This window comes from Aquimarina sediminis, from assembly GCF_002895435.1.
Taxonomy (GTDB): Bacteria; Bacteroidota; Bacteroidia; order Flavobacteriales; family Flavobacteriaceae; genus Aquimarina; species Aquimarina sediminis.
Window position 1 is genome coordinate 186315 of sequence record NZ_POYJ01000001.1, and the last position, 26024, is coordinate 212338.

Below are 26024 nucleotides of genomic sequence, written 5' to 3' on the forward strand. Positions count from 1 at the left end.
AAACATTTATGTTTTTGACTATTTTTAATTGTATCCGTTTCATTAGTAGTTTTTAATTGTTGTTAAATATTTAATTTATGATCTTTTCCTAACTCAAAAAAGGAGTTCGAAAAAACACAACAAAGGTGCTAATAATATGATAAAAATGTATTGTCAAAATGATAAATTATTCAATTAATTTTTGATAAAAACTTAATAATGTCTATGCCATCTGCATAATCTGAAAGTTGGGGGCTTTGTGTTTTTCCGAAATCGACACATTCTTCTGAGAAATCGAGACTAACGGTACATTGAATTTTTTCCTTGTCAGCCTCTATTTTTTTTGTTAGATCATCTTTAGAATGATAAGTTTCATAAAACAGTGTTGCTATTGGAGAAGCATAATTCTTATCTTCTTTGAGCATTAAAAATCCGTTTTCGAATAATTTGTAATTGCTCATTAGGTACACAGCTTTATTATAGTCATAATTGTTTGCGTACTTTGCACTATTGATAATGTCATTGTATGGGTACATTGCCTTAAAAAAGGTATCAAAATCATAGTTTTCTGGAACCATTATTTTGGACACACTTCTACAACCCAATCCATAATATCTAAAAATGTCTTCTCCAAGAGCTTCGAGTTGTTCTTTTGTCTCTTTACCAGTTAGAATAGCAATTGAGTTTCTATTTTTTCTGATAATGTTAGGAACTTTACCAAAATAGTACTCAAAATAGCGCGAAGTATTATTACTACCTGTGGCAATTACTGCATCAAAACCTGTTAGCCGCTCCGTTGTAAATTTTATCCGTTTTTCGAATAGAGGTTCTACTGCTATTAGGTATGAAGCTAAAAAAGGAAGTATTTGATTATCATTAGAAGATTGCTTTACCAGAACATTATGTCCTGAAATAAGTACCGAAAGAAAATCATGGAATCCAACTAGTGGAATATTCCCTGCCATGACAATACCAATAGTTTTTGGCTCAATTTCTTTTAATGCGTATACGGATAACCAATCTTTTATATTGTCTTCTGTTAAGGCTTCGCTCCATTGTTGTATGGAGAAAAGAATATTTTCTTTGGTAAACCACCCATTATAATGAATAGCATTATTTATCTTATTAATCATTTCATCATAGAAATCATCAGTGTAAGGGACACTAGTAATCTTATGATAATCAGTGGTTTTAAATTGGCTAAGAAACTTTCCTAATTTAGAAAAAGCTTGGATTCGATCATTTAATAGCATTTCTTATTTGTTTATCACTAGTTTACGAGTTATTTTTGTGCTGCAAATTTAGAATAAAAAAGAGCTATGGCAATTATAATAACAGATGAATGTATAAACTGTGGTGCTTGTGAGCCAGAATGCCCCAATACGGCAATTTATGAAGGTGCTGATGATTGGAGGTATTCTGATGGAACAGATTTGGAAGGAGATGTAGTGCTTCCTGGTGGTAACGAGGTAAATGCCGATGAGGCACAAGAACCAGTTAGTGATGAGATTTATTATATAGTACCTGATAAATGTACAGAGTGTAAAGGTTTTCATGAGGAGCCTCAATGTGCTGCTGTGTGTCCGGTAGATTGTTGTATTCCTGACGAAGATATCGTAGAAACAGAAGAGTTTTTGTTACAAAAACAAGCTTTTATGCATAAAGAATAAGATCATAAATACAATTATGACCATAAAAAAACCCATCATATGATGGGTTTTTTTATGGTCATTTTTTAAATTTTAGTATTTTGCGCCTTAATTCAACCTCAAATCTAAACATGAAATGATGAAAAAAACAGTATTCTTTGTCCTCTTTTTGGTAATTTCTCTTACCTCTTATGGGCAATATAGATGGGAAGTTTCTGCTGGGGGAACTTTTTCTAAATTAAACCTAGACAATGTTGAAACAACCGGAGGAGCCGGTTTTTTTGTGAATGCAGGGTATGGATATGTAATGGGAGTTAGAGCTAGAACAAGTATTGTTTTTTCTCTAGATCTTTTGCAACGTAATAGCGAAATAGAAGGGGTAGGTGATGCAGAGACCCTTCAGGTAGGTTTTAACCCAAAATTTAGATATTTAACAGGAGATGGAAAAGATCGATTTCGTGGGTTTATTAATGTTGGACCTTCTTTTAGGGTAAATACAAATTTTAAAGTTGCAGGGATAGAATTAGAAGATGAAGCCTATGAGAAGCTTATTATTGGTGGAGTCTATGGTGTAGGTTTCTCTCAGATGGTAGGTGAAATGTTTGATATTATGGCAGAAGTAGGTGTTATGAATGATTTTGTTGATAATTTGACCGACGCGAATAGTAAATTCTTTGATGTATATGCAAGAGTTGGTGTTCGATTTAGAATTTATGATGCACGGCGATAAGTAAATTATATAAGATAATTTCTAGAATCCTGCTTTGGCAGGATTTTTTTTATACCTCAATTTAATTTTTTGTAAATTAGGTACTTACAAAAAGAATAATTAAATGCCAAACTGGGGATACATAGCAATTATTGTTCTTATACTATATGTTGTTGTAAGTATAGCATTATATTATTTACAAGAGTATTTTATTTTTAAACCCGAAAAATTAGATAAGGATTTTGAGTTTCATTATAATAATCAGACAGTAGAAGAATATAATCTGGAAACACGTGATGGAGCAGTACTTAATGGCTTGCATTTTAAAGTTAATAACCCAAGGGGTGTTGTTTTATATCTTAAAGGAAATTCTAAGAGTATAAAAGGTTGGGGTAAGTTTGCTGTTGATTTTACACGACATGGATATGATGTATTTATGCTAGATTATCGAGGTTTTGGAAAAAGTACAGGTAGGCGTTCTTTTAAAGCTATAAAAAGAGACCTTCAGTTTGTATATAATAAGATTAAAGATAAAGTAGAAGAAAAGTATATAATCTTATACGGTCGTTCTATGGGTTCAGGGTTTGCCACTAAATTAGCTTCAATTAATAATCCAAAAATGTTAATACTGGATGCCCCTTATTATAGTTTAACCAAAGTAGCTACAAAGTATATACCATTTATGCCGGTATCCTTAATAATGAGATATCCAATACCTACTTATAAATGGCTTAAGTATGTGAATTGCCCAATTCATATTATTCATGGAACACATGATAGGCTAATTCCTTTTAAGTCAAGTGTTAAATTATCCAAAATTAGACCTAAACTTACCCGATTGTATACAGTAATAGGAGGTGGACATAAAAATTTAAATAATTTTGAATCCTATCATAAAATGCTTGGAGAGATTATTAATTCTAAAATAAAAAAAATAAATCTCTCAAATACGAGTATGGGGGTTATGCATTCTACAAAAAAAATTAATGCATAAATTGAAAAACATAATGTTGTATGGAGTCTTATTTTATTGTGTAATACTTCTAGTGCTTTATTTTTTTCAAGAAAAAATTATTTTTCAATCACAAAAGCTCTCTCAGGAGTATGTTTTTCAATTTGATCAGCCTTTTAAAGAAGTTTTTTTGAAAACAGAAGATGGTAACCATCTTAATGCGGTTCATTTTATCAATAAGAACCCTAAAAGAGTGATTTTATACTTTCATGGAAATAAAGGTAGTTTGAAACGTTGGGGAGAAATAGTTTCTTTTTTTGCAGCAAAGCAATACGATGTGATTATAATGGATTATAGAGGTTATGGAAAAAGTACTGGAGAAATCAATGAACAAAAACTATACGATGATGCGCAGTTGTTCTATAATTATGCTTTGAGTAAATATAATGAGGATCAAATTATAATCTATGGCAGATCCTTGGGGACTGGGGTTGCTATAAAAGTGGCATCAGATAATCAACCCAATAGTTTGGTATTAGAGACTCCGTATTACAGTATGAAACATTTGATAGAGAATTGGCTTCCATTTTTTCCTTTAGATATAATTTTGAGATACCACATCCCTTCAAACGAATTTATAAAAAATGTAACTTGTGATATTACAATTTATCATGGTACAAGTGATAGAGTAGTCCCTTACAAATTCGGATTGCAGTTATTTAATAGTATACCTATACCAAATAAGAGGATGTTCACTGTAACTAATGGCAAGCATAATAATTTAATGGAGTTTAATGAGTATCTAACTACCATAGATGAAGTTTTAAAAAACAATTAATGTTATTAAAAAAGAAAAGCACCAATCTAACGTAGATATGGTGCTTATAAGTGGTAATGCTACAATTTTATAATTGTTTAGTATTTAATTAAAGCATCTCTATATTCTTTTAAGTCAGATATGTTTGTTCGGTTTTTAAGACTTTTTGTTAATGATACCAAATATTTTAGGCTTTCTACAGGGTCTTTTACTTCTTCAGCATTGGATACTCCTTCAGTATCTTCATCGATAGGTTCATCATCTGGGATAGGTATGAGAAAAGAATCGTTTGCCTCAATATGTTCGTAAGTAAACCTCAGTACTTTTACGACTAGTGGTATTTGCTCTTCCAAAGCGTAGCTTCGTAATGTTTTGAGATCTTCGATTAGCGCATCTGTGTTGATACCTGTTTGTTCTAGATCTACTAGAATTTTATCGACTAATTTAATTGCTTTTTTATTTTCCAAGAGGGTAAAGTTATATAGATGATTAACGACTAATGATTGCAAATTTATATTTTTCCTGTATTATGAGAAATCAAATATGATTATTTATTTACTTAGATATATTTTTTTTTATTTTAAGATTTTTTAACAATTATTAAGTTTTTGATGTAAATAACTGTTAATCAGCAAATTAAATTGTATTTTGTTGTTTTATAAGACTATTCCTGCTAAAGTTTGAGGTAAAACCGTAACCATATATGCCCTAATCCTCTTTATCTTTGACAAGTATTCCAATTACAATTTTTCCCTTACTTTTTTTGTTTTCCCCAACACTTACCTCCTTATCCTAAGGAGGTAAGTTCTTCATGGGGTATAGCGAACTCATGTAAATGCAATAGTCTTAGTCTTACAAATTTGATTGAAATAAGGTTGTAAATATTTAATAAACAGGTTTTTATGGGTGTTTTGAATGCTTGAGGTTATTAGGGTTTAACGAGGTGTTCTAACAAAACATTGTCCAATCAGCTTTTTTTTGAACTAGGTATAAGATGAAATCCTTTTACTTATTTATTTGCTAGTTTTTGCGCCAGAAGTACAGTTTCATAATTAGAATTAATCATGACAGAGTCTTTAAAAACTTTTGTTTCGATACCAGAATACTGATCGATTAGCACGGTACCTTCAGGAAAAACAGAGTTAATCTTAATTTTTTTTTCTCCTTTTAGAAGATCCAACCCTATTACTACTTTATCAGAAATCCCATTTTTGGTATACTTTCTAGAGAATAGATATGGTTTTTTGGAGATTATCTTGTGTTTACCTGCCCCTACAGAAGGATGATCTCTTCTAAAGCGTCCTAGTTTTTGCCAATGACTTAATAATTCTTTTGTATCGTCATTATTTAATGTCTCCCAATCCATATTAGATCTAAGAGAGGCATCTCCTTTTGTATCCTCAATAATTAATGGTCTTGCTATCTCATCACCATAATATATTTGGGATATACCTGGGGATAGTAACAATTTGGTAGCTGATTCATATGTTTTACTTCGATTTAGGTCAAAAGGTTTTCCATCATCATGGGAGCTTATATAATTTACGATACCTTTTCCTATTAAAAATGTATATAGAGCTTTACTATATTTGCCAAACAAATCTTCATAGTTATTTTGAGTTGCATCATATTTAAATTGAAAATTGATCATACTATCAAAACCATAAGCAAAGAAATCAACTTTACGATTTCCAAAGTTGTAATATCTTTTGGCATCGATACCATACCCATAGAGTTCTCCTAGAATGTAAAATTTATTATCATCAAGTACTTTATCTGGATTTTTTAGCTTCCATTCTGTAAATGCCAATTGTGCTTGTTCGGCAAGGATACTCCAGCTAGTTTCTTCTACATGTTTTACGGTATCTACCCTATATCCATCAATGCCTAATTCTCTTACATAATCAGTAAGCCATTTAATGATATAGTTCTTTGGGGATCGTTTTAATCCTGTTTTAGTAAAGAAGATGTCAATCTCGGATAGTTCAATTTCTAATCGCCCTTCGGTTTTCCATTTATCTAACAACGTTTTAGGCAGTTTTACGTTTTGGTTACTTTCGGTTTTGATATCTGGTAGGTTTTTTACCAAAGTGCAGGCTACTGTACTTTCATAATCTTTATATTTACATTGAGGAGAAGTTCGTACCCAATCATCTGGCCAAACAGGATCTCGATCAGTTACAGGACCTGTGTGATTCATTACGACATCCATAAGAATTCTTATACCTTTAGTATGGGCTACTTCTACTAAATGTTTAAGGTCTTTTTCGTTGCCGTAATTTGGATCAATTTTTGTCCAATCTTTAGTCCAATACCCATGAAAAGGGTAGGTGTCTCCGGTACCTTCGTTTACAACTCCATGAATTTGTTCTACAACAGGGTTGAGCCAAATTACATTTATACCCAGGTCATTGAAGTATCCATCTTCAATTTTTTGAATAATACCTTTGATATCTCCACCTTCAAAACCTCTCAATTTACCAGTTTTTTTAGTTCGATCTAAAGTTTTATCATTAGTAGCTTCTCCATTTTTAAACCTATCAGTTAGTAAAAAATATATATTTGATCCCTCCCAAATAAAAGGAAGCGTACCAGAAACAGGCGATTCTTCTTTATGAGTTTTGGTAGTTTTAGGTATTTCTTCCTTTGGTTTATTTTTACATGCAATTGAGAGGCAAAGGAATAGAAGGATTATAGGTTTTAAAATATTATTCATGGAAGTTTAATGTATTATCAAAACGCTAAGCTATAAAAGTCTTTACAAAAATTGAATAGTTAGAATTGCGAAATTCGTAAAAATGTTCATATTACAATTTGAAACATTTTATACAATGGTAAGTAAGGTAAAGAATTGATGTAATTAATTTTTATTTTTTTATAAAAATACTGTTCCTTTGAAGTCAAAATTATAAACAATGACCAAATTTAAAGCCTGGGTATCTGCAGCGCGTTTGCGAACTTTGCCATTATCGATTTCGGGTATTATTACAGGCTCTGCTTTAGGAGATATCAATTTTTTTGTTACCTGTATATTCTGGCTAGCCATTCTAACTACTCTCGGTCTTCAAGTTCTTTCTAATTTTGCAAATGATTATGGTGACGGGGTAAAAGGAACAGATAATGTAGATAGAGTAGGACCACAAAGGGCTTTACAAAGTGGAGCTATTTCTAAAAAAGAAATGTACCGAGGTATTGTCTTTATGGCACTAGTATCACTTGGAGCGGCAATTGCTTTGATATATGTTTCTTTTGGAAAAGAGAACTTTTTTTATTCTACATTGTTTTTTGTTCTAGGAGTTGCTGCAATTATTGCTGCTATAAAATATACAATGGGTAGTTCTGCTTATGGATATAGAGGACTTGGTGATCTTTTTGTATTTGTGTTTTTTGGATTGGTTAGTGTAGTGGGATGCTATTTTTTGTATACCAAGCAATTAGATTTTTTTGTTTTTCTACCAGCCATAACGGTAGGACTATTAAGCTCTGCAGTGTTGAATTTGAATAATATGAGAGATTATCATAATGATAAAAATGTAGGTAAAAATACACTTGTGGTAAAGTTAGGAATTAAACGAGCTAGAGTTTATCATTTTTCTTTGCTAGTTATCGCTATGATATCTATGTTGATTTACCTTTGTTTTACATATGATAACCCAATGAATTTAATCTTTTTAATTGCCTTTATCCCACTTATTGTCCATATGATTAAAGTTGCCAAAACTAAAGACTCTGAAGTATTGGATCCAGAACTCAAAAAAGTAGCTTTATCCACATTTTTGTTATCTATTTTATTTAGTTTAGGACAGATTTTATGACTTATGCTAATACTATAAAATCTATACTAGGAGGCAGATATAGATAGAAACAGTCAGAAGGTTATGGTATGGTTTAATATAGAGAAGAATTTTTTGAAAAGATTCGACCTATAAAGTTTTTATTTTAGATAGTTGATTAATTTAAATTATATTCACGCATGAAAATTACATTCTACGGGCAAAACACACTGCTAATTCAAATTGGCGATATTCATGTTTTGGTTGATCCATTTATCTCAGGAAATCCATTGTCAAAAGATACCATAGATATACATGATATTAAAGCCGACTACATTTTGTTAACGCATGCGCATCAAGATCATGTTTTGGATGCAGAATCGATTGCCAAAAGGAATAATGCTACAATTGTTTCTAATTATGAAATAGCAATGCATTATCAAAATATGGGTATTGAAGTACACCCAATGAATCACGGAGGTACGTGGAGTTTTGAGTTTGGAAAGGTAAAATATGTTAATGCGATACATACCAGTAGCTTTGCTGATGGTACGTATGGAGGTCAACCAGGAGGATTTATTATAGAAGGTGAGCATAAAACAGTATATATAGCAGGAGACACGGCTCTAACTATGGATATGAAACTAATTCCTTTAACACATACATTGGATTTAGCTATTTTACCAATAGGAGATAATTTTACAATGGGAGTTGATGATGCGATTATAGCCAGTGATTTTGTTGAGTGTGATAAAGTACTGGGGGTGCATTATAATACATTTGGGTATATAGAAATTAATAAGGAAGAGGCGATACAAAAGTTCTTTAAAAAAAATAAAGACCTTATGTTATTAGAAATAGGAGGGAGTATAGAGTTATAATGAACGCCAAGTATTATAAATATATTTTACAGTTTAAAAGACCCAGTGGTACGTCCAGAGGAATTCTAAAGACTAAAGAGACTTGGTTTATTGTAATTTCGGATGGCTTAAATCAAGGAATTGGAGAATGTGGAATTCTTAGAACGCTTAGTGTCGATGATCGTCCTGATTATGAAGAAAAATTAAAATGGACTTGCAATAATATACAACTAGGTGTTGATCAACTTTGGAAAGAACTTATCGAATACCCCAGTATTCAATTTGGAGTAGAAATGGCATTTAAATCCTTAGAAAGTCCTTCTCCTTTTTTATTATTTCCTTCAGACTTTACAATAAAAAGTGATCCTATAGCCATTAATGGGTTGATATGGATGGGGGAAAAAGAATACATGAACAAGCAAATCATTGATAAATTAGATCAAGGGTTTGATTGTATAAAAATGAAGATAGGAGCTATTGATTTTGATACCGAACTAGCTTTGTTATCGCATATAAGAGAACAATTTTCTTCAGATGTTATTGAGTTAAGGGTTGATGCTAATGGAGCCTTTACTCCCGAAGAAGCCTTAGGTAAATTAAAAAACCTTTCGACTTATGATTTACATAGTATTGAACAACCAATACGGCAAGGACAACACCTACATATGGCAGAGTTATGTAAAGTAACTCCGTTGCCCATTGCATTGGATGAAGAATTAATAGGTGTATTTGATGTAACAGAAAAGAAAAAAATGCTACAAACAATACAACCACAATATATTATTCTAAAACCGAGTTTGATAGGCGGTTTTAAAGGTACCAAGGAGTGGATTGAAATCGCTAAAGCGTTAGGGATAGGTTGGTGGATAACCAGTGCACTAGAAAGTAATATAGGACTTAATGCTATAGCACAATTTACCCATACATTACACAATGAAATGCCACAAGGTCTGGGTACAGGAGGATTGTACACAAATAATTTTGATTCACCCCTGGTGGTAACTCAAGGAAAATTAACATATAACCCAGAAAGAACATGGGTTGTGGATTATTTAAATTAATATAAACTCTATAGATAGATGTATATTACACAAGGAAGACAAGGAAGATTAGGAATGTGGAAATATTTGCCGATTCCAATCTTGTTTATTGGATTAATGGGAATAAATTATCTAGTAGTAAAAATGTTAGGTAATGATGTTACTGCTATTATGGAACAACAAATAAGTAGTAAAGGAAAGAATAGGTTTTTTGCAGAAAACATGATATTTTTTGTTGTATTGTTGGGGGGCTTGTTTTTTTGGGTACGCTATGTACATCAACAGAGTATTTTGTCTCTAACTACTATTAGAAAAAAAGTGGATTGGAATCGGGTGTTTTTTGTTTTCTTTTTAATGGCATCTTTTATAATTGTATCCACTCTTATTGTTTATTATACAAGTCCAGAAACATATCAGGTTAATTTTAAACCGATGCCATTTTTAATTCTTACCCTGATTGCAATTGTATTAGTACCAATACAAACTAGTTTTGAAGAATATTTGTTCAGAGGATATATGATGCAAGGGTTAGGATTAGCTGTTAAAAATAAGTGGGCACCATTGATTTTGACATCTGTACTTTTTGGTATAATGCATTCGGCTAATCCAGAAGTTGAAAAAATAGGACCAATTCTTATGGTATATTATATTGGTACAGGATTATTTTTGGGAATCATTACGTTAATGGATGAAGGATTAGAGCTTGCTCTTGGTTTTCATGCTGCTAATAATTTAATTACTGTACTTTTAGTAACGGCAGATTGGACTGCACTTCAAACAGAATCAATATTTATTGATGTTTCTGACCCAAGTGCTGGATTCGAAATATTAATGCCTATACTGATTGTTTTCCCTATCTTTATTTATATTCTATCAAAAAAATATAAGTGGTCAAACTGGAAAGATAAGCTTTTTGGAAAGGTGCCTTCAGCTGTTCCTGAGAAAGAGGTTACAGAATGATAATATAATCTTTACGTGTTCATAACCTTTAGGTATGTTAGAAAATTGAAATTTGGATATGCAAATGATGAGGACATTTTATAAGCCAAAAATACACCAAAGTTTCTCAATAAATAAGAATACTTTGGATAGAGAAGAATTGAAACGTTTAGCCTATAGTTTTATAAAAGAAGGTGAAATATATGAACAGGAAGCTGGTAATTTTTTGTTAGACTGGCTAGATGAGAAAGATCATATCATAGTGCAAACTTCTGGCTCTACAGGAAAACCAAAGAAGATAAAGATATTTAAGGAGCATATGGTCAATAGTGCAAAAGCTACCGGAAAATTCTTTAAATCTGAAGAAAACACTACCGCTTTATTATGCCTTTCTGCAAATTATATTGCTGGTAAAATGATGTTGGTTAGAGCTATGGTCTTGGGGTGGAAAATTGATTTAACACCTCCAAAAACAAACCCTCTGGATACTGTTTATAAACAATATGACTTTTGTGCAATGGTGCCATTACAATTGGATAACTCTCTAAATAGACTTCATCTTATTAAAAAATTAATAGTAGGGGGTGGTCCGGTTTCAGAAAATCTAAAAGGGCTGGTTCAAGGTGTGAAAACAAAAATATATGAGACGTATGGCATGACAGAAACAGTTTCACATATTGCAGCAAGAAGAATAAACCCAAAGAAAAAAGATAAAAAAGATGCCGGTTTTTTTAAAGCCTTACCCAATATTACACTTAGTGTCGATAATCGAAATTGTTTAGTTATCAAAGCGCCTCAGTTAAATAAAGAAACTATAATAACTCATGATGTTGTAGAGCTTAAAACATATAAGAAGTTTTTATGGAAAGGTCGCTATGATAATGTAATTAATAGTGGAGGAATTAAGCTATACCCTGAAGAGATAGAAACTAAACTTCAACTATTAATAGGTCATCGTTTTTTTATAGCAAGTGTTCCAGATGATACACTGGGAGATAAAGTGGTTTTAATCATTGAACGTGAATATGACAAAATCGCCTTGCTTGCATTAAAAGAAGGAATCCAAAATCTAGAAACCTTGGACAAATATGAAATACCTAAAGAAGTTTATTTCCTTCCGCAATTTATAGAAACCGAAAATGGTAAGGTACAAAGGTCAAAAACGTTGGAGGTTGTACTGGATACTATTGCTTAATTTTTTTCAGAAATAATTGGTGTCATTTGCCCCAAGAGTGTTAGTGTTTTTTTAGCGATGCAATTTTCATTAAATTTAGCTTATGAGAAAATACTATTTTATCACAATTTTATTCTTTTGTACTACTACAATTCTAGCAAAGAATTCTTTAGTAGAAAGTTTTAAGAATACTGCTATTTATTGGGATGCTTCTTTGTCTCAAAAGGATAAAAATATAAACAAAGAATTCGAGTTTTTAGATGCTTATTTTAAAGCTTATCCTAATTCAAAGGTTAAACTGGTTGTTTTTAATACAGCAATAGTGAGTACAGAAGACCTTGAAGTCAAACAATCAAATTGGAGTTCATTAAAGAATAAACTTAAAGAAGTGGTGTATGATGGAGCTTCAGATTTTAGTTTGGTCAATACCGATTTATCAGAAGAGATGTTACTCTTTTTTACAGATGGTCATAATAATTTCGGCAAATTTGAAGCAAGCCTATATAGTCCCAGGATTGTTACAATAAGTAGTAAATTGGATATTGATAAGAAATTCCTTCACAAAACCGCTTTCTATAATAGTGGTTATTATGTAAATCTTTTGGAATCTGACATTTCTTCATCAATAAAAGCCATTAAGGAAGAAGCTATATTACCTAAATTAGAATTTGTAACCGAAAAAAGCAATACCACTGCTAAGAAGTATATAGAAGGAAGTGTGACCGATGAGAGCAAAGGAATTCCTAATGTAAATATTACAGTAAATGAAAAAAACAGAGGAACAATTACTGATCAGTACGGCAGGTATAAAATAGCTGTAGACATAGGTGATATTTTGGTCTTTAGTACTGTTAATATGAAAAAAGCAGTGATCGAAGTAGGAGAAGAAGATATCATAAATGTTAAATTAACACCTACTATTAATGAGCTTGATCCCGCTATAATTAAGTCCAAAAAAAGTGATAAACCAGAGATGGTAAAAATTGGTGATAGAGAAGTAAATATAAAAGCTATTGGATATGCAGTACAAAGTGTAAGCTCAGAAGAAATTAAAGGAGAAACCAAGCTTGGGCTAGGAGAAGCAATTGCAGGAAAAATTGCAGGAGTTAAAGTAGGAAGTAGTGGTAATGCCGGTGATATATTAATACGAGGTATAAACTCTATTCAGCTCACAAGTCATCCCTTTTTTATTGTTGATGGAGTTCCGCTTCCGCAGAGTGAAATAGGTTGGGATAAAGCAAATTATGATTTTATTGACCCCAATAATATAGCTGATATAACAGTTCTTAAAGGATTAGCAGCAACAAATAGATATGGAGCCGTAGGGCGTAATGGGGTAGTTTTAATTACAACAAAAACAGCGGGAAATAAAGCAGTTCAAGAAGAGGTAAAAGATGATAAAGCAGCCGATATAGAATATAGAATATATGAATCCCCATTGAGTGTAGTGACAGCGAATGATTCTAGTTTTATTACATTACTCCATAAGTTTTCTAAGGATAAAAAATCTTATGAGCAGTATTTGAGAATGCAACAAAGCAATAAAAATAATATTACCTTTTTTATAGAAAGCTCTGATTATTTTTTTGGTATTAATAAACCAGATATTGGATTACGAGTTCTGTCTAATTTAATAGAACTGTTTCCAAATGATACCTCTGTTCTTAAAATATTAGCCTTTAATTTAGAAAAACACAGTTTGTTTGACCAGGCAGAGTATGTGTATAAACAAATTATTACTATTTCGCCTACACTATCTCAGACTTATTTAGATTTGGCAAATACTTATTTTGAAGGGCAAAAATATCAAGAATCGGTAAATCATTTTAAAAATATTACGGCGAATAAAATAAGTGAAATTGAAACATTTAAGGGATTGGATAACCAAATTACTAATGATTTTAGAAACTTATTGTCTAAACGTAATCAAAGATGGAAGATCAATAATGTAGATCAGCGTTATTTTATGTTGCCCAAATATGATCTTAGAGTTGTTACAGAGTGGTCACATCCACAAACAGAATTTGAGTTGCAATATATAAACTCCAAAAAGCAATACTTTACATTAACTCATACTCAGGAAGAAAATAAAAAGAGAATGCAAGAGGAGATTAAAGAAGGCTTTACATCTGATGAATATATTTTATCCAATATTGAAGCGGGAGAGTGGTTCCTTAATATTCTTACTCCTGTTAATTATATACCGGATCTTACATATCCCAAATTTCTTAAAGTAAAAGTGTATACTAAGTTTGGTTCGCCGGATCAAAAACTACAGACACATATAATCAATTTGGATAGAGTTAATAACGGAAGAATATTTACCTCCTTTAATAAAGGCAACTAAAATGACTCTTAATTTGATAGAAAGAAAAAACTAATGTTTTCCCAATATAGTTAGCAAATTTTGTAGGCGTTTGTTTTTGTGATACTTTTAGCAAGGTTAATACCTGAAGACAAAATACTAAATTATACCTTCATGAAACAAATCATTTTTTTTGTTGTACTATTCTCATATACCTTACAAGCACAAATCCTTACAGAAAAAGAAAGAGCCACAGTAATTGATATGGTATTAGAGGATAGGTTTAATAACCTTTTGCCTCAATTAATGGATCGTACAGGATTTGATATGTGGATTTTAATCTCTAGAGAATACAACGAAGATCCTGTACTCAAAACAATGTTACCGTCTACCTGGCTAAATGCAAGAAGAAGAACTATTTTGGTATTTTATAGAGATAAAGCAAAAAATACTATAGAGAAATTAGCGGTAGCTAGATATAATGTTGGAAAAAATATTGATTCGGCTTGGGATAAGGATAAGCAACCTGATCAATGGAAGGCTTTGATAGATATTATCAGTGAGAGAGATCCTCAAAAAATAGGAATAAATCATTCTAAAAACTTCGGAATTTTGGATGGTATAGTTAAAACTGATTATGACGAGTTTATAGAAGTATTACCTAAAGAGTATCACGCCAAGGTAACTTCTGCCGAGAAATTGGCAATCGCCTGGATAGAAACTCGTACAGAACAAGAGATGGAAATGTATAAAGAGTTAGTAAGGATTACTCATAATATCATTGAAGAAGCATTTAGTACCTCTGTAATCCAACCAGGAACTACTACCACAGATGATGTTGTATGGTGGTTAAGGCAAAAAGTAATAGATATGGGGCTAAAGACTTGGTTTCACCCTACAGTAGATATACAACGTTCTGGAGAAATGTTACAAAATCATATTGTTTCGTTTTCTGATCGACCAAAGGATAAAGTGATTCGTCCTGGAGACCTAATACATTGCGATTTTGGAATTTCTTATTTAAGATTAAATACAGATTGCCAGCAGCATGCTTATATTCTTAAAAATGAAGAGATAACCCCACCAGATTTTTTGGTTAAAGCATTTGCAGATGGAAATCGAGTACAAGATATCTTTACTTCAAATTTTGAAACAGGTAAAACAGGAAATGAGATTTTATTAAAATCCTTAGCTCAAGGGAGAGAAGAAGAACTTAGACCTTCAATCTATACACATCCATTGGGATTATATGGTCATTCAGCAGGACCTACTATTGGGATGTGGGATGCGCAGCAAGGAGTTCAGGGAGCTGGAGATTATCCTTTATACGAAAATACTGTTTATGCTATAGAATTAAATACTACAGTTACGATACCAGAATGGAAAAAAGATATCCGTGTAATGCTTGAAGAAGCTGGATTCTGGGGTGCTTCCGGATTTAAATATGTAAATGATAGGCAAACAGAATTGATTACCATTCCTAAAAGAAAGTAAGGCAATTGATTTTTATCGGTTTTTAACATAAAGAAGCTGAATTCTAAATAGGTAATTCAGCTTCTTTTTTTAATGTATTCGAATTTTACTTTTGATTAGATAACATATGAACTACTTTTTTCGTTTTGTGTTTTTTGCCTAAAAAAGTATATGCTGTAAATTATTGTATTCCGGTTAGTTGGTGATACCCTGTTAGGTTTCCTTTTTTGTTATATGATTCTGATTTAATGACTACCACATTATCATGGTACCATTCAATACCACTACCTTTTACTTTTATGAATCCAAACTTACTTTCAAAATCAAAAGTTATTTTTTGACAAGCAAAAGTTCCTGCGGGAGTGGTAATATTTTCTTCGCCAATAATTTTTCTGTTTTTTATATCAAATGTCATTGTAACGAGAGTAAAGCCTTGGCTGTTTAATTTTAAATTAATATGACCATCATCCAATTCATCACCAACATTACTATTAACAGGGAACTCCAGAACATCTCCGTCTATTTCTAATGCAACTCCTTCTTTTTGTTGTTCAGATAATTTATCATAATCCATAAAGCGCATCATATCTACACTAAATAGACCACCATTACATCTGGTATTAAAATTGGTTGCAAAAGTTTCTTTACCTTTCTTATCTTTTTTGGTCGCTTTAATTACGGCATGATGTTCTTCGTTTTCTTGTGTAACCGATATTGTTTCATGAACAGTCGAGCTTAGTTCTTTTCCCTTTTTACTATAATCGGTATATGTCAGTAATGCTCCCTTTTTCATAAAAAGAACATCACTACATTCCTGAGCACTAGTATTTGCAAAACAGGTTACACTCAGAATAAATAATAAGATTCCTATATTGGTTTTCATGTATTACATTTTTGAAGTGACAAACACACCGTTGTTTTCTTGCGCTAATGTTCTCATGAAGTTATGATCTGCATCTTCACCAAATGCAATAGTGTGTATAATGATATTGTTGGTGTTTACTTTTCTTATTTCCTCTAGTACAGCTTCGGGACCTCCGTTGGGTAGCCCATCACTCATTAGAACAATCTCTTGTACTTGATTAAAAGATAATGCTTCTAGTAATCCACCAAGTGTATTTGTACCTCCACTGGCTTTTAGATTTTCAACAAAAATATTTGCTGATGTTCTCGACATGTTGCTTGATACTCTAAATTCTGTGGACTGTTTGGTAACCTGATTTTCGTAGGCAAAAACTGCGAATTTTTTTCCGTCAGGTAGTCCTTTTATTGCAGGGATGAGTTTTCGTTTTACTGCGCCAAGCTTGGTAGCTTGTTTAGTAACCTGTTTACCAAGTATACTACCAATTTTTCCTCCAATAACATTACTTACCTGATTGCCAGCTTCGTTACCTACTTGTCTCATAACCTGATCTTTTATAGAGCCTTCATCAATGCCTTCCATACTTCCTGAGATATCAATTAAGTATAGTGTATTATGTGTTGATGTTTCGATTCCAAAAAACTCATTGGATTTTTTCATCACGTAGCAGGATTGAAACATAGAAAATACAAAGCATATAGATAATATTGATACTACTTTTTTCATTTTTAATTTTAATTAAATTTATTTGATTTCGAGATTATCCAGCTTTATGTTCTAGAGCTTTAAGATTTAATTGATTTACAGCGCTTTTTAATTGTTTCAAAGAAGTTTTTTCCCCTTCCAGAGTAATGATAAATCTGTTAGAAATAAGAAGTTCTATTTTAGAGTCTTCACTATCATCATAATCATTTTTCTCTATTTTTTCAATAGCGCTGTAGCCGTTGATTGTTGTTGATTTTTTATAGCCCCTATCACTTTGTTCTTCAAAATCTCTTGAGAATCCTAGGCGGGCAAGTGTAACCATAGCACTTCCTGTCTCTCCAGCACCATCTATAACAGAAAAAGATATAATCTTTCCATCTTCATTTTCGTACTCGGCTTCAGCCATAATCATATCAGGCATAAATTGATTTCCTATAGAAAACTTTTTTCTTGGGTAGTCAATCAGATTATTGGGCAAAAGAGCCTTTAGCTCCTCATTAGAGATAGGAGTAGCGTTTATTAACTCTTGACTTTCTTCCTCAATTTTTTCTGCTTCTTCTGCCATTTTACTCAGGTCAGATACATCTTCTATAATATCAAATAATCCTGGTTCTTTTTCCTCTTTCTTATCTTTCCCACAGGAAAATAGAAATACAACTGCCAGTATTACTATACTTACTTTTTTCATTGTTTTAATTGTTATACGATATGAGTGATATTGTGTTTTAATGCACGAAGTTATATCTATTAACAGTGGTATTTTTTGAAAATGAGAATTTGAAGTAAGGATTTTAGTAACTAATGGGATTTTGCGAGAATTCTAAAAAAGTTGATCAATATAATCGATTAACTTTTTTTTTCTACTTTGAGCTACAGGAATGCTATAAGTTTGTTTTAAGATAACCTCTTCATTACGTTTATCAAAAGAGGATATATGACTTAGATTAATCAAAAAACTTTGATGTACCCTAAAAAAACCGTAGTCAACCAGCTTTACATCATAAGATTTTAGCGGTTTTGAAACTAGTATTTCTTTGCTATTGGTGAGTAAAAATGTGGTATAGTTATTATCAGATTTTGCATATAAGATATCCTTTACATCTACTATATGCATAGCATCAGCATTTTTAAGTACGATTTTTTTTGATTCTCCTTTGTTGGATAGGTTATGGAGTAATGTGTTGAGTTGTGATTGGTAATTAGTTTTATGGATATCTTCAATAACTTTATTTAAAGCAGTAATTAACTCTTTCTCTTCATAGGGCTTTAATAAGTAATCTAATGCACTAAATTTAAAGGCATCAATAGCGTATTTTGCATATGAAGTAGTAAAGATAATTCTAAAATCAACCTGATCAAACATTTCAAGAAACTCAAAAGCATTACCATCTTCTAAGAAGACATCAAGAACTATAAAATCGGGCTTAAGTTTTTTGATTTGATTAGCAGCATTTGTAATCATTTCTGAATGACCAATAATATCAATATCTCCAAATTGTTGTATGATAGATGTAGCATAGGCAAGTGCCTGAGGATCATCTTCGACAATAAAACAGGAAATGTTACTCATGAGGTAAAGATACTACTATACTTTGTTACGCGGCTGTGATAAAGGTTAAAAGAACTTCTGTTCCTTTTGGAGAGGATTCTATAGAAATATCCCCTTTAAAATCTTTAGAGGATTTATTTAGATTTTTTAATTGCTCTCTAATAATACTCATACTCATAGATTTATGAAGGCGTTTAGAGTCTTCTTTCTTAGTTTCAAAACCTTTACCGTCATCAGTAATAGAAACACATAAAGTATTGTTTTTCTTGTAATATCTTATTGCAATATTTCCTTTGGGTGTATTTTTTAATCCATGTAGGATTGCATTTTCTACAAAAGGTTGGGTTATTAAAGTAGGTAAGATATCAAAATCTTCTTCGACAGTGTCTTCAATATCTACAGTATAAGAAAAAGTATTATTAAGATTGAGTTGTTGCAAATTAAGATAAGATTCTAACGCTAGTTTATCTTCTGCTATACTTATAAAGTTGTCATCGGATTTTTCTAGTACTAATCTAATTAGTTTAGAATAACTAGTTAAATAAGAACTTGATTTTTCTTTATTATTTTCTCTGATGAAATTTTGAATACTTTGTAAGGCATTAAACAAAAAATGTGGATTAAGCTGTGTTTTTCTTAACTTTTGCTGAAGTAGTAATGTATCCAACTTTTGTTTGGTTTTGTAACTTTTGAACCCAAAATACCCTAAAATCAGAATTAAAAAGGTGAAAATCACGAAAACAACTAACAAATAGTTCTGTTGTTTTATGGTAAGTGCTTGTAATTCGTTTTTTGTGTCTAAAATATTAATCTGCTGTTGTTTCTTTTCTGATTCAAATTTTTCGGTTAGTTCTGCTACTTTTTCTTTCTGCTTACCATTGGTAATAGAATCCTTTAGAGTGTCTTTTAAATCTGCATAATATAATGCAGTTTTATAATCATTAAGACCAGAATAAGCTTCTTTTAAGTTATTATAAATATTGGATTTAGACATTTCTTGAGCATTAGATAATGCGCTGTCAAGATATGTAATGGCTTTTCCGAATTCTTCTTTTTTTAGATAAGAGTATCCTACATTATTGTATGTGTAGTATAGGTTTTGTTCTCGGTTTAATTCTTTTTTTAAAGAAATAGCTTTTTTTCCATAAGTAATGGCATAATCAAAATTATCACCTTCATCTGCATAATATTTAGACTGATTGGTGTACACAACCGAAAGTATACTTTTTGAGTTATATTTTTTGGCTAACTTTTCTACTTCAATGATATTGTCGGTATACTTTTTAAACAATTTTTGCTCATAGTAGATATTACATAAATTGACTAATATTTGAAGTCTTATCATTTCATTAAAATCACTTAATGGAAGTGCTTTTTCTAAATATTTTTGGGCATTTTCGAAATTTTTTAAGGCTGCGTTAATAGTTCCTATATTGGTCAACGTATTTACTAATTGCTTAGAATTTTTTGTTTCTTCAAGGATTGTTGCTGCTTTTAGATAAATATCTAAGGCTTTTTTAAAATCTTGCTTATAATACTGTATGGTAGCGAGATTATGCCATGTTTGTCCTTCTATATGTTTTGGTAGTTTTTTTGCTAGATTATTTTGTAGTAAAGAGTCTGCTTCAGTGAAACCTTTTTTAAAAATAAGAGCGCTACTTTTTTGCAAATACGATTTTGCTAAAAGAGTATCATTTGCAAGTGATTTTGATAGTAGTAATGCTTTGTTAGAATAAAACAAGGAGCTATCTAAGTTTTTTTGCAGTAACTCTTTAGACTTCTTTAGCATACGCTCTATTTCTAGAGTTTTATCAGTATTGGATTGCGCATGTATCGTTGAATATATGCTACAAGATAGCACACACAGAAAAAAATAAAGGATTTTCATTTTATACCTGGATTATCCCTAAGTTGAATTTTTTTTCGATAGGAGCATGGTCAGCTGCTTCAATACCCATTGATACCCATTTTCTAGTATCTAATGGATCTATAATGGCATCCGTCCATATTCTTGAAGCTGCATAGTAAGGCGAGGTTTGTTTATCATATCTGGATTTGATTTTATTAAACAATGCTTTTTCGTCTTCTTCAGATAATTGTTCTCCTTTCTTTTTTAAAGAGGCGGTTTCTATTTGAAGCAATACTTTTGCGGCTTGTGCACCACCCATTACAGCTAATTCAGCACTAGGCCAAGCTGCGATCAATCGAGGATCGTACGCTTTACCACACATTGCATAATTTCCAGCTCCATAAGAATTACCAATTACAATAGTAAATTTGGGTACAACACTATTACTTAAGGCATTAACCATTTTTGCCCCATCCTTAATGATACCCCCATGCTCACTTTTACTTCCAACCATAAAACCAGTTACATCCTGAAGAAACACTAGTGGGATTTTTTTTTGATTGCAGTTAGCAATGAATCGGGTCGCTTTATCTGCAGAATCTGAATAGATAACACCTCCAAATTGCATCTCACCTTTTTTGGTTTTTACAATTTTACGCTGATTAGCTACAATACCAACTGCCCATCCATCAATACGAGCATATCCAGTTAGTATTGTTTGTCCATATCCTGATTTATATTCTTCAAAATCAGAATTATCAACTAATCTGTTGATAATTTCCATCATGTCATACTGTTCATTTCTGGCTTTTGGCAGGATCCCATAAATATCATCTTCATTTTCTTTAGGAGCACTAGGTTTGATCCGATTAAAACCAGCTTTTTCAAAATCACCAATTTTAGACATTATATTTTTTATAGTATCCAAAGCATCTGCATCATCTTTGGCTTTATAATCTGTAACACCCGATATCTCGCAATGTGTAGTTGCTCCACCTAATGTTTCATTATCAATAGTCTCACCAATTGCAGCTTTAACTAAGTAGCTTCCTGCGAGAAATATACTTCCGGTCTTATCTACAATTAGTGCTTCATCACTCATAATAGGTAGATAGGCTCCTCCGGCAACACAACTTCCCATTACTGCAGATATTTGAGTAATGCCCATACTACTCATTACAGCGTTGTTACGAAAAATTCTACCAAAATGTTCTTTGTCAGGGAAGATTTCATCTTGCATAGGTAGATATACACCAGCACTATCAACAAGATATATAATAGGTAATTTGTTTTCAATAGATAGTTCTTGCGCTCGTAAGTTTTTCTTTCCTGTTATCGGAAACCATGCTCCGGCTTTTACTGTAGCATCATTAGCAACAACAATACACTGTTTTCCACTAACATATCCTATTTTTACTACAACGCCCCCGCTAGGGCATCCACCATGCTCTTCATACATTTCTTCTCCAGCAAAAGCTCCAATCTCTATAGATTTAGTATCTGTATCCAATAGATAATTGATTCGCTCGCGAGCGGTCATTTTGCCTTTGGCATGTAGTTTTTCTATACGTTTTTCTCCTCCTCCTAGTTTTACTATGGCAAGGCGTCTTCGTAATTCTGATACTAATAACTTATTATGATCTTCGTTCTTATTGAAGTTTATATCCATTTGTGTGTATTGTTTGCACGAAAATACAAAAAAACACAGTGTTTATGAATGATAAGAGAGTTATTTAAAGATATCTGTTGTTTTGCTCTAGATATGTTATTTATTTGTTTTTTAATATATTGATTTTTAATAATTTAGTTGCTGTGTTTTTATATAAGTATCTTATGGATATACATTGTGTATAAGGCTACTAGCGGTATTAATTGTAAATTTATGATTTGATAAGAGAGTTAGAGTAAATCATATTTGTGCAGACAATTAATTAAATAATTAGGTTAAAACTATAGTAACATTAAGAAGAAAATTAAAAAATAACTTTTAAATTGCTGTATGTTAAGAGTTAAGCTTTTTTTTTGCTTTAACAACTCTATAAAAATCTATGTTTTGACGATAAAATACCGATATTTGCACCTGCTTATGCGTAAAAAACATAACTAACCGTACTAAACTAAAAAAAATAATTTATGGGAATGAATAAAAATACAGTGTTAGCTTGGGCGACTTTTATAATGATTGTTGTTGGGCTTTCTCTTATTGCATTAGGAGCTTTTAGATATAGAGATGTATCAGGATATGGTTTTGCTGCCGTTGGTGTTGGTTTCTTTGCAATAGCCTGGGTTTTTAATGCTTTAAAAGGAAGAGTTTAACTCTTTAGATACAAAATCATTTTTTTAAAATAATAATATAAAAGGGCTTATGTCAGACGATAAAAAGGTAATTTTCTCAATGTCGGGAGTTAGTAAAACTTTTAAAAGTGCTAATACTCCTGTTCTTAAAAATATATATCTCAGCTTCTTTTATGGAGCCAAAATAGGAATTCTTGGTCTTAATGGTTCAGGTAAATCTACCTTGCTTAAGATTATTGCAGGGATTGATAAAAATTATCAAGGAGATGTGGTATTTGCACCTGGATACTCTGTTGGTTTGTTAGAGCAAGAGCCAAAATTGGACCCAGAGAAAACAGTTTTGGATGTTGTAAAAGAAGGTGTAGCCGAAACAGTTGCAGTCTTAGATGAGTATAATAAGATCAATGATATGTTTGGATTACCCGAGGTATATGAGAATCCTGATAAAATGCAGGAGCTTATGGATAAACAAGCAAATCTGCAAGATCAAATTGATGCCAGTAATGCTTGGGAGCTGGATACTAAATTAGAAATAGCAATGGATGCGCTTCGTACTCCTGACCCTGACAAGAAAATTGGTGTTTTATCTGGAGGAGAAAGAAGAAGAGTAGCCCTTTGTCGTCTATTATTACAAGAACCAGATGTCTTGCTATTGGATGAGCCTACTAACCATTTGGATGCAGAATCTGTACATTGGTTAGAACATCATTTACAGCAATATAAAGGAACCGTGATTGCAGTAACTCACGATAGATACTTTTTGGATAATGTAGCTGGATGGATATTAGAACTGGATAGGGGTGAAGGTATCCCATGGAAAGGAAATTATTCTTCATGGCTAGATCAAAAGGCTAAGAAACTTAATCAAGAGCAAAAACAAGCTTCTAAGCGACAAAAAACGTTGGAACGCGAGTTAGAATGGGTGCGTATGGCTCCCAAAGGGCGCCAGGCTAAACAAAAAGCCCGTTTGAGTAATTATGATAAACTTTTAAGCCAAGACCAAAAACAGGTTGATGAAAAACTGGAAATTTACATTCCTAATGGTCCTAGATTAGGAACCAATGTTATTGAGGCCTCCGGAGTAAGCAAAGCTTTTGATGATAAGTTATTGTATGAAGATTTAAATTTTAATCTTCCTCAAGCTGGTATTGTTGGGATTATTGGTCCTAATGGTGCAGGAAAAACTACAATATTTAAAATGATAATGGGTGAAGAACAACCTGATAAAGGTAGCTTTGCTGTGGGTGATACTGCTCAGATTGCCTATGTAGACCAAAGTCATAGTAATATAGATCCTGAGAAAACTATTTGGCAGAACTTTAGTGATGAGCAAGAGTTGGTGATGATGGGAGGCAGACAAGTAAACTCAAGAGCTTATTTAAGTCGTTTTAATTTTAGCGGAAGCGAGCAAAATAAAAAAGTATCTACGCTATCAGGAGGTGAACGTAATAGATTACATCTTGCGATGACATTAAAAGAAGAAGGTAATGTATTGCTTTTGGATGAGCCTACGAATGATTTGGATGTAAATACACTGAGAGCATTAGAAGAAGGTTTAGAAAATTTTGCAGGATGTGCCGTAGTCATATCTCACGACCGTTGGTTTTTGGATAGAATATGTACTCATATCCTGGCTTTTGAAGGAGACTCACAAGTTTACTTCTTTGAAGGAAGTTTCTCTGATTATGAAGAAAATAAGAAGAAACGACTTGGTGGAGATCTAATGCCAAAACGTATTAAATATAAGAAGTTGGTTAGGTAGCTTTTGAGATTGTAAATATCAAGTAGATATGAATGTGAAAATTTGGATAGTAGTATTTCTGTTACCTTTTACAATGTTTTCCCAACAGAAATTACTTTCTCCTATGAAAGAAGCTACTCTTATTCTTAGAAATAATACCATTCTTAATGGGTTTGCTAGAATTATGTCGAACTATAAAATTATTTTTAAAAAAGACAAGAATAGCAAAAAGGAAAAGTACGATGCTAAACAAGTTAAACAATTGATAGTTTTTGAAGAAGAAGGAGAATCTAAATTCGAATATAAAAAAAGCGGTAAAAAAGGAAAATACTTGTTGTTAAATATAATTGTTGAGGGAAAATGTCTTTTTATAAGTTAGTAGAATATGTTCTTGACAGATATTATGACAAAACAGATACTCTTGTAACACTTTATTACATATCAAGAAAGGGTCAAGATTTTGCTGATCGAGTAAGGGTTGGTATAAAATTTAAGAAGTTTAAAAAAATTAGTGATCTTTATTTTAGGGATTGTCCTGATTTAATTTCTAAAATTGAGTCTAAGTATTTCAAAAGAGAGGATCATGAAGGGGTAGAAGATCTTGTAATTTATTATAATGAGAATTGTGTGAACTAAATAGAGAAACTCAAAACAATAAAAATGCCTTTAAAAAAAATCAAAGTTATTGCTTTTGATGCAGATGACACCCTTTGGGTAAATGAAACTTTTTTTAGAAAAGCCGAAGAAGAGTTTTGCATACTATTGCAAGAGTATATGTCTAAAGAAGAAGCAAATAAACTTCTTTTTGATGTTGAAATGCAAAACCTACCATTATATGGATATGGTATCAAGCCATTTACACTATCATTAATTGAAGCTGCAATTCTTGTTTCTAATGGTAATATGAAGATTGATTTGGTTCAAAAACTCATCGATAAAGGAAAAGAAATGCTTCAAGAACCTGTAGAATTAATTGACGGGATTGATGAAACATTACACGAGTTATCCAAGAAGTATCGTTTGGTGATGGCAACCAAAGGGGATTTACTGGATCAGGAACGTAAGCTTATAAAATCTGGATTGGAGAACTATTTTCACCACACAGAAATTGTTTCTGACAAAACAGAAAAGCAGTACAAAAAACTAGTAAAACATCTGGATATTAAAGAAAATGAATTTTTGATGGTCGGAAATTCTTTAAAATCAGATGTTTTACCTGTTTTAAATATAGGAGCACATGCTTTTCATATTCCATTTCATACTACCTGGGTGCATGAAGAAGTAGAAGATAAAATTGATCACCCAAATTTTAGGAGCTTTGAAAAAGCCAGCGAGTTATTGCAAATATTATAA

General features: G+C 31.9%; 24 protein-coding genes. 15 read left to right on the top strand and 9 right to left on the bottom strand.

Going from position 1 to position 26024, the window contains the following annotated elements; genetic code table 11:
• Positions 1-170: 170 nt before the first annotated feature.
• Positions 171-1232 carry an acyl-CoA reductase gene (locus C1X07_RS00820; RefSeq protein WP_103068080.1) on the bottom strand — a complete coding sequence of 354 codons (1062 nt, stop codon included), beginning with the start codon at positions 1230-1232 and terminating at the stop codon, positions 171-173.
• Positions 1233-1298: 66 nt separating this feature from the next.
• Between C1X07_RS00820 and C1X07_RS00825 the strand changes: the two genes are divergently transcribed.
• The 4 genes from C1X07_RS00825 (at position 1299) to C1X07_RS00840 (ending at position 4127) form a co-directional block, all read left to right on the top strand.
• Entirely contained in the window at positions 1299-1649 is a 351-nt protein-coding gene (locus tag C1X07_RS00825) for a 4Fe-4S dicluster domain-containing protein (RefSeq protein ID WP_103068081.1), read from the top strand.
• A gap of 115 nt (positions 1650-1764) precedes the next feature.
• Positions 1765-2358 carry an outer membrane beta-barrel protein gene (locus C1X07_RS00830; protein ID WP_128755165.1) on the top strand — a complete coding sequence of 198 codons (594 nt, stop codon included), beginning with the start codon at positions 1765-1767 and terminating at the stop codon, positions 2356-2358.
• A 103-nt stretch (positions 2359-2461) separates the two neighbouring features.
• Positions 2462-3331 carry an alpha/beta hydrolase gene (locus tag C1X07_RS00835; RefSeq protein ID WP_103068083.1) on the top strand — a complete coding sequence of 290 codons (870 nt, stop codon included), beginning with the start codon at positions 2462-2464 and terminating at the stop codon, positions 3329-3331.
• Between the two features lie 148 nt (positions 3332-3479).
• Complete coding sequence (locus C1X07_RS00840) at positions 3480-4127, top strand: alpha/beta hydrolase (RefSeq protein WP_241507165.1); 648 nt, start codon at positions 3480-3482, stop codon at positions 4125-4127.
• Between the two features lie 77 nt (positions 4128-4204).
• Here the strand turns inward: C1X07_RS00840 and C1X07_RS00845 are convergent, their stop codons facing one another.
• Both C1X07_RS00845 and C1X07_RS00850 read right to left on the bottom strand, forming a co-directional pair.
• Positions 4205-4573, bottom strand: a complete 369-nt coding sequence (locus tag C1X07_RS00845; protein ID WP_103068085.1) for a hypothetical protein — start codon at positions 4571-4573, stop codon at positions 4205-4207.
• A gap of 542 nt (positions 4574-5115) precedes the next feature.
• A complete protein-coding gene (locus C1X07_RS00850) occupies positions 5116-6822 on the bottom strand; it encodes an alpha-amylase family glycosyl hydrolase (protein ID WP_103068086.1) in 1707 nt (568 codons plus the stop codon).
• A gap of 199 nt (positions 6823-7021) precedes the next feature.
• Between C1X07_RS00850 and menA the strand changes: the two genes are divergently transcribed.
• The 7 genes from menA to C1X07_RS00885 all read left to right on the top strand — a co-directional run bounded on the left by menA (position 7022) and on the right by C1X07_RS00885 (position 15691).
• Complete coding sequence (gene menA / locus C1X07_RS00855; protein WP_103068087.1) at positions 7022-7921, top strand: 1,4-dihydroxy-2-naphthoate octaprenyltransferase; 900 nt, start codon at positions 7022-7024, stop codon at positions 7919-7921.
• A gap of 158 nt (positions 7922-8079) precedes the next feature.
• Entirely contained in the window at positions 8080-8760 is a 681-nt protein-coding gene (locus C1X07_RS00860) for a metal-dependent hydrolase (RefSeq protein WP_103068088.1), read from the top strand.
• The gene (locus C1X07_RS00865) at positions 8760-9800 is read left to right on the top strand and encodes an o-succinylbenzoate synthase (protein WP_103068089.1); all 1041 of its coding nucleotides are present in this window, start codon (positions 8760-8762) and stop codon (positions 9798-9800) included. Before C1X07_RS00860 ends, C1X07_RS00865 begins: the two co-directional genes overlap by 1 nt.
• An 18-nt stretch (positions 9801-9818) precedes the next feature.
• The gene (locus C1X07_RS00870) at positions 9819-10739 is read left to right on the top strand and encodes a CPBP family intramembrane glutamic endopeptidase (protein WP_103068090.1); all 921 of its coding nucleotides are present in this window, start codon (positions 9819-9821) and stop codon (positions 10737-10739) included.
• Positions 10740-10806: 67 nt separating this feature from the next.
• Positions 10807-11913, top strand: coding sequence for an AMP-binding protein (locus C1X07_RS00875; RefSeq protein WP_103068091.1), 1107 nt, complete (start codon positions 10807-10809; stop codon positions 11911-11913).
• Between the two features lie 82 nt (positions 11914-11995).
• Complete coding sequence (locus C1X07_RS00880; RefSeq protein WP_103068092.1) at positions 11996-14239, top strand: TonB-dependent receptor plug domain-containing protein; 2244 nt, start codon at positions 11996-11998, stop codon at positions 14237-14239.
• 132 nt (positions 14240-14371) lie between these two features.
• The gene (locus C1X07_RS00885) at positions 14372-15691 is read left to right on the top strand and encodes a M24 family metallopeptidase (RefSeq protein ID WP_103068759.1); all 1320 of its coding nucleotides are present in this window, start codon (positions 14372-14374) and stop codon (positions 15689-15691) included.
• Positions 15692-15851: 160 nt separating this feature from the next.
• Here the strand turns inward: C1X07_RS00885 and C1X07_RS00890 are convergent, their stop codons facing one another.
• The 6 genes from C1X07_RS00890 to C1X07_RS00915 form a co-directional block, all read right to left on the bottom strand.
• Positions 15852-16553 (bottom strand): TapB family protein, encoded by a 702-nt coding sequence (locus C1X07_RS00890; RefSeq protein WP_103068093.1) that lies wholly within the window; start codon positions 16551-16553, stop codon positions 15852-15854.
• 3 nt (positions 16554-16556) lie between these two features.
• A complete protein-coding gene (locus C1X07_RS00895; protein ID WP_164914064.1) occupies positions 16557-17192 on the bottom strand; it encodes a VWA domain-containing protein in 636 nt (211 codons plus the stop codon).
• A gap of 100 nt (positions 17193-17292) precedes the next feature.
• Positions 17293-17925 (bottom strand): hypothetical protein, encoded by a 633-nt coding sequence (locus C1X07_RS00900; protein ID WP_103068095.1) that lies wholly within the window; start codon positions 17923-17925, stop codon positions 17293-17295.
• 132 nt (positions 17926-18057) lie between these two features.
• On the bottom strand, positions 18058-18807 hold the full coding sequence (locus C1X07_RS00905) for a LytR/AlgR family response regulator transcription factor (RefSeq protein WP_103068096.1): 750 nt from the start codon (positions 18805-18807) through the stop codon (positions 18058-18060).
• Positions 18808-18832: 25 nt separating this feature from the next.
• Complete coding sequence (locus tag C1X07_RS00910) at positions 18833-20674, bottom strand: tetratricopeptide repeat-containing sensor histidine kinase (protein ID WP_103068097.1); 1842 nt, start codon at positions 20672-20674, stop codon at positions 18833-18835.
• Position 20675: 1 nt separating this feature from the next.
• Positions 20676-22304 carry an acyl-CoA carboxylase subunit beta gene (locus C1X07_RS00915; protein ID WP_103068098.1) on the bottom strand — a complete coding sequence of 543 codons (1629 nt, stop codon included), beginning with the start codon at positions 22302-22304 and terminating at the stop codon, positions 20676-20678.
• A gap of 464 nt (positions 22305-22768) precedes the next feature.
• On the opposite strand from C1X07_RS00915, the gene C1X07_RS00920 reads away from it, so the two are divergent.
• From C1X07_RS00920 to C1X07_RS00940, 4 genes are all read left to right on the top strand, one after another.
• On the top strand, positions 22769-22951 hold the full coding sequence (locus C1X07_RS00920) for a CAL67264 family membrane protein (RefSeq protein ID WP_103068099.1): 183 nt from the start codon (positions 22769-22771) through the stop codon (positions 22949-22951).
• A 49-nt stretch (positions 22952-23000) separates the two neighbouring features.
• Complete coding sequence (ettA, locus tag C1X07_RS00925) at positions 23001-24692, top strand: energy-dependent translational throttle protein EttA (RefSeq protein ID WP_103068100.1); 1692 nt, start codon at positions 23001-23003, stop codon at positions 24690-24692.
• A gap of 28 nt (positions 24693-24720) precedes the next feature.
• On the top strand, positions 24721-25050 hold the full coding sequence (locus C1X07_RS00930) for a hypothetical protein (RefSeq protein WP_103068101.1): 330 nt from the start codon (positions 24721-24723) through the stop codon (positions 25048-25050).
• 281 nt (positions 25051-25331) lie between these two features.
• Positions 25332-26024, top strand: a complete 693-nt coding sequence (locus C1X07_RS00940; protein WP_103068103.1) for an HAD family hydrolase — start codon at positions 25332-25334, stop codon at positions 26022-26024.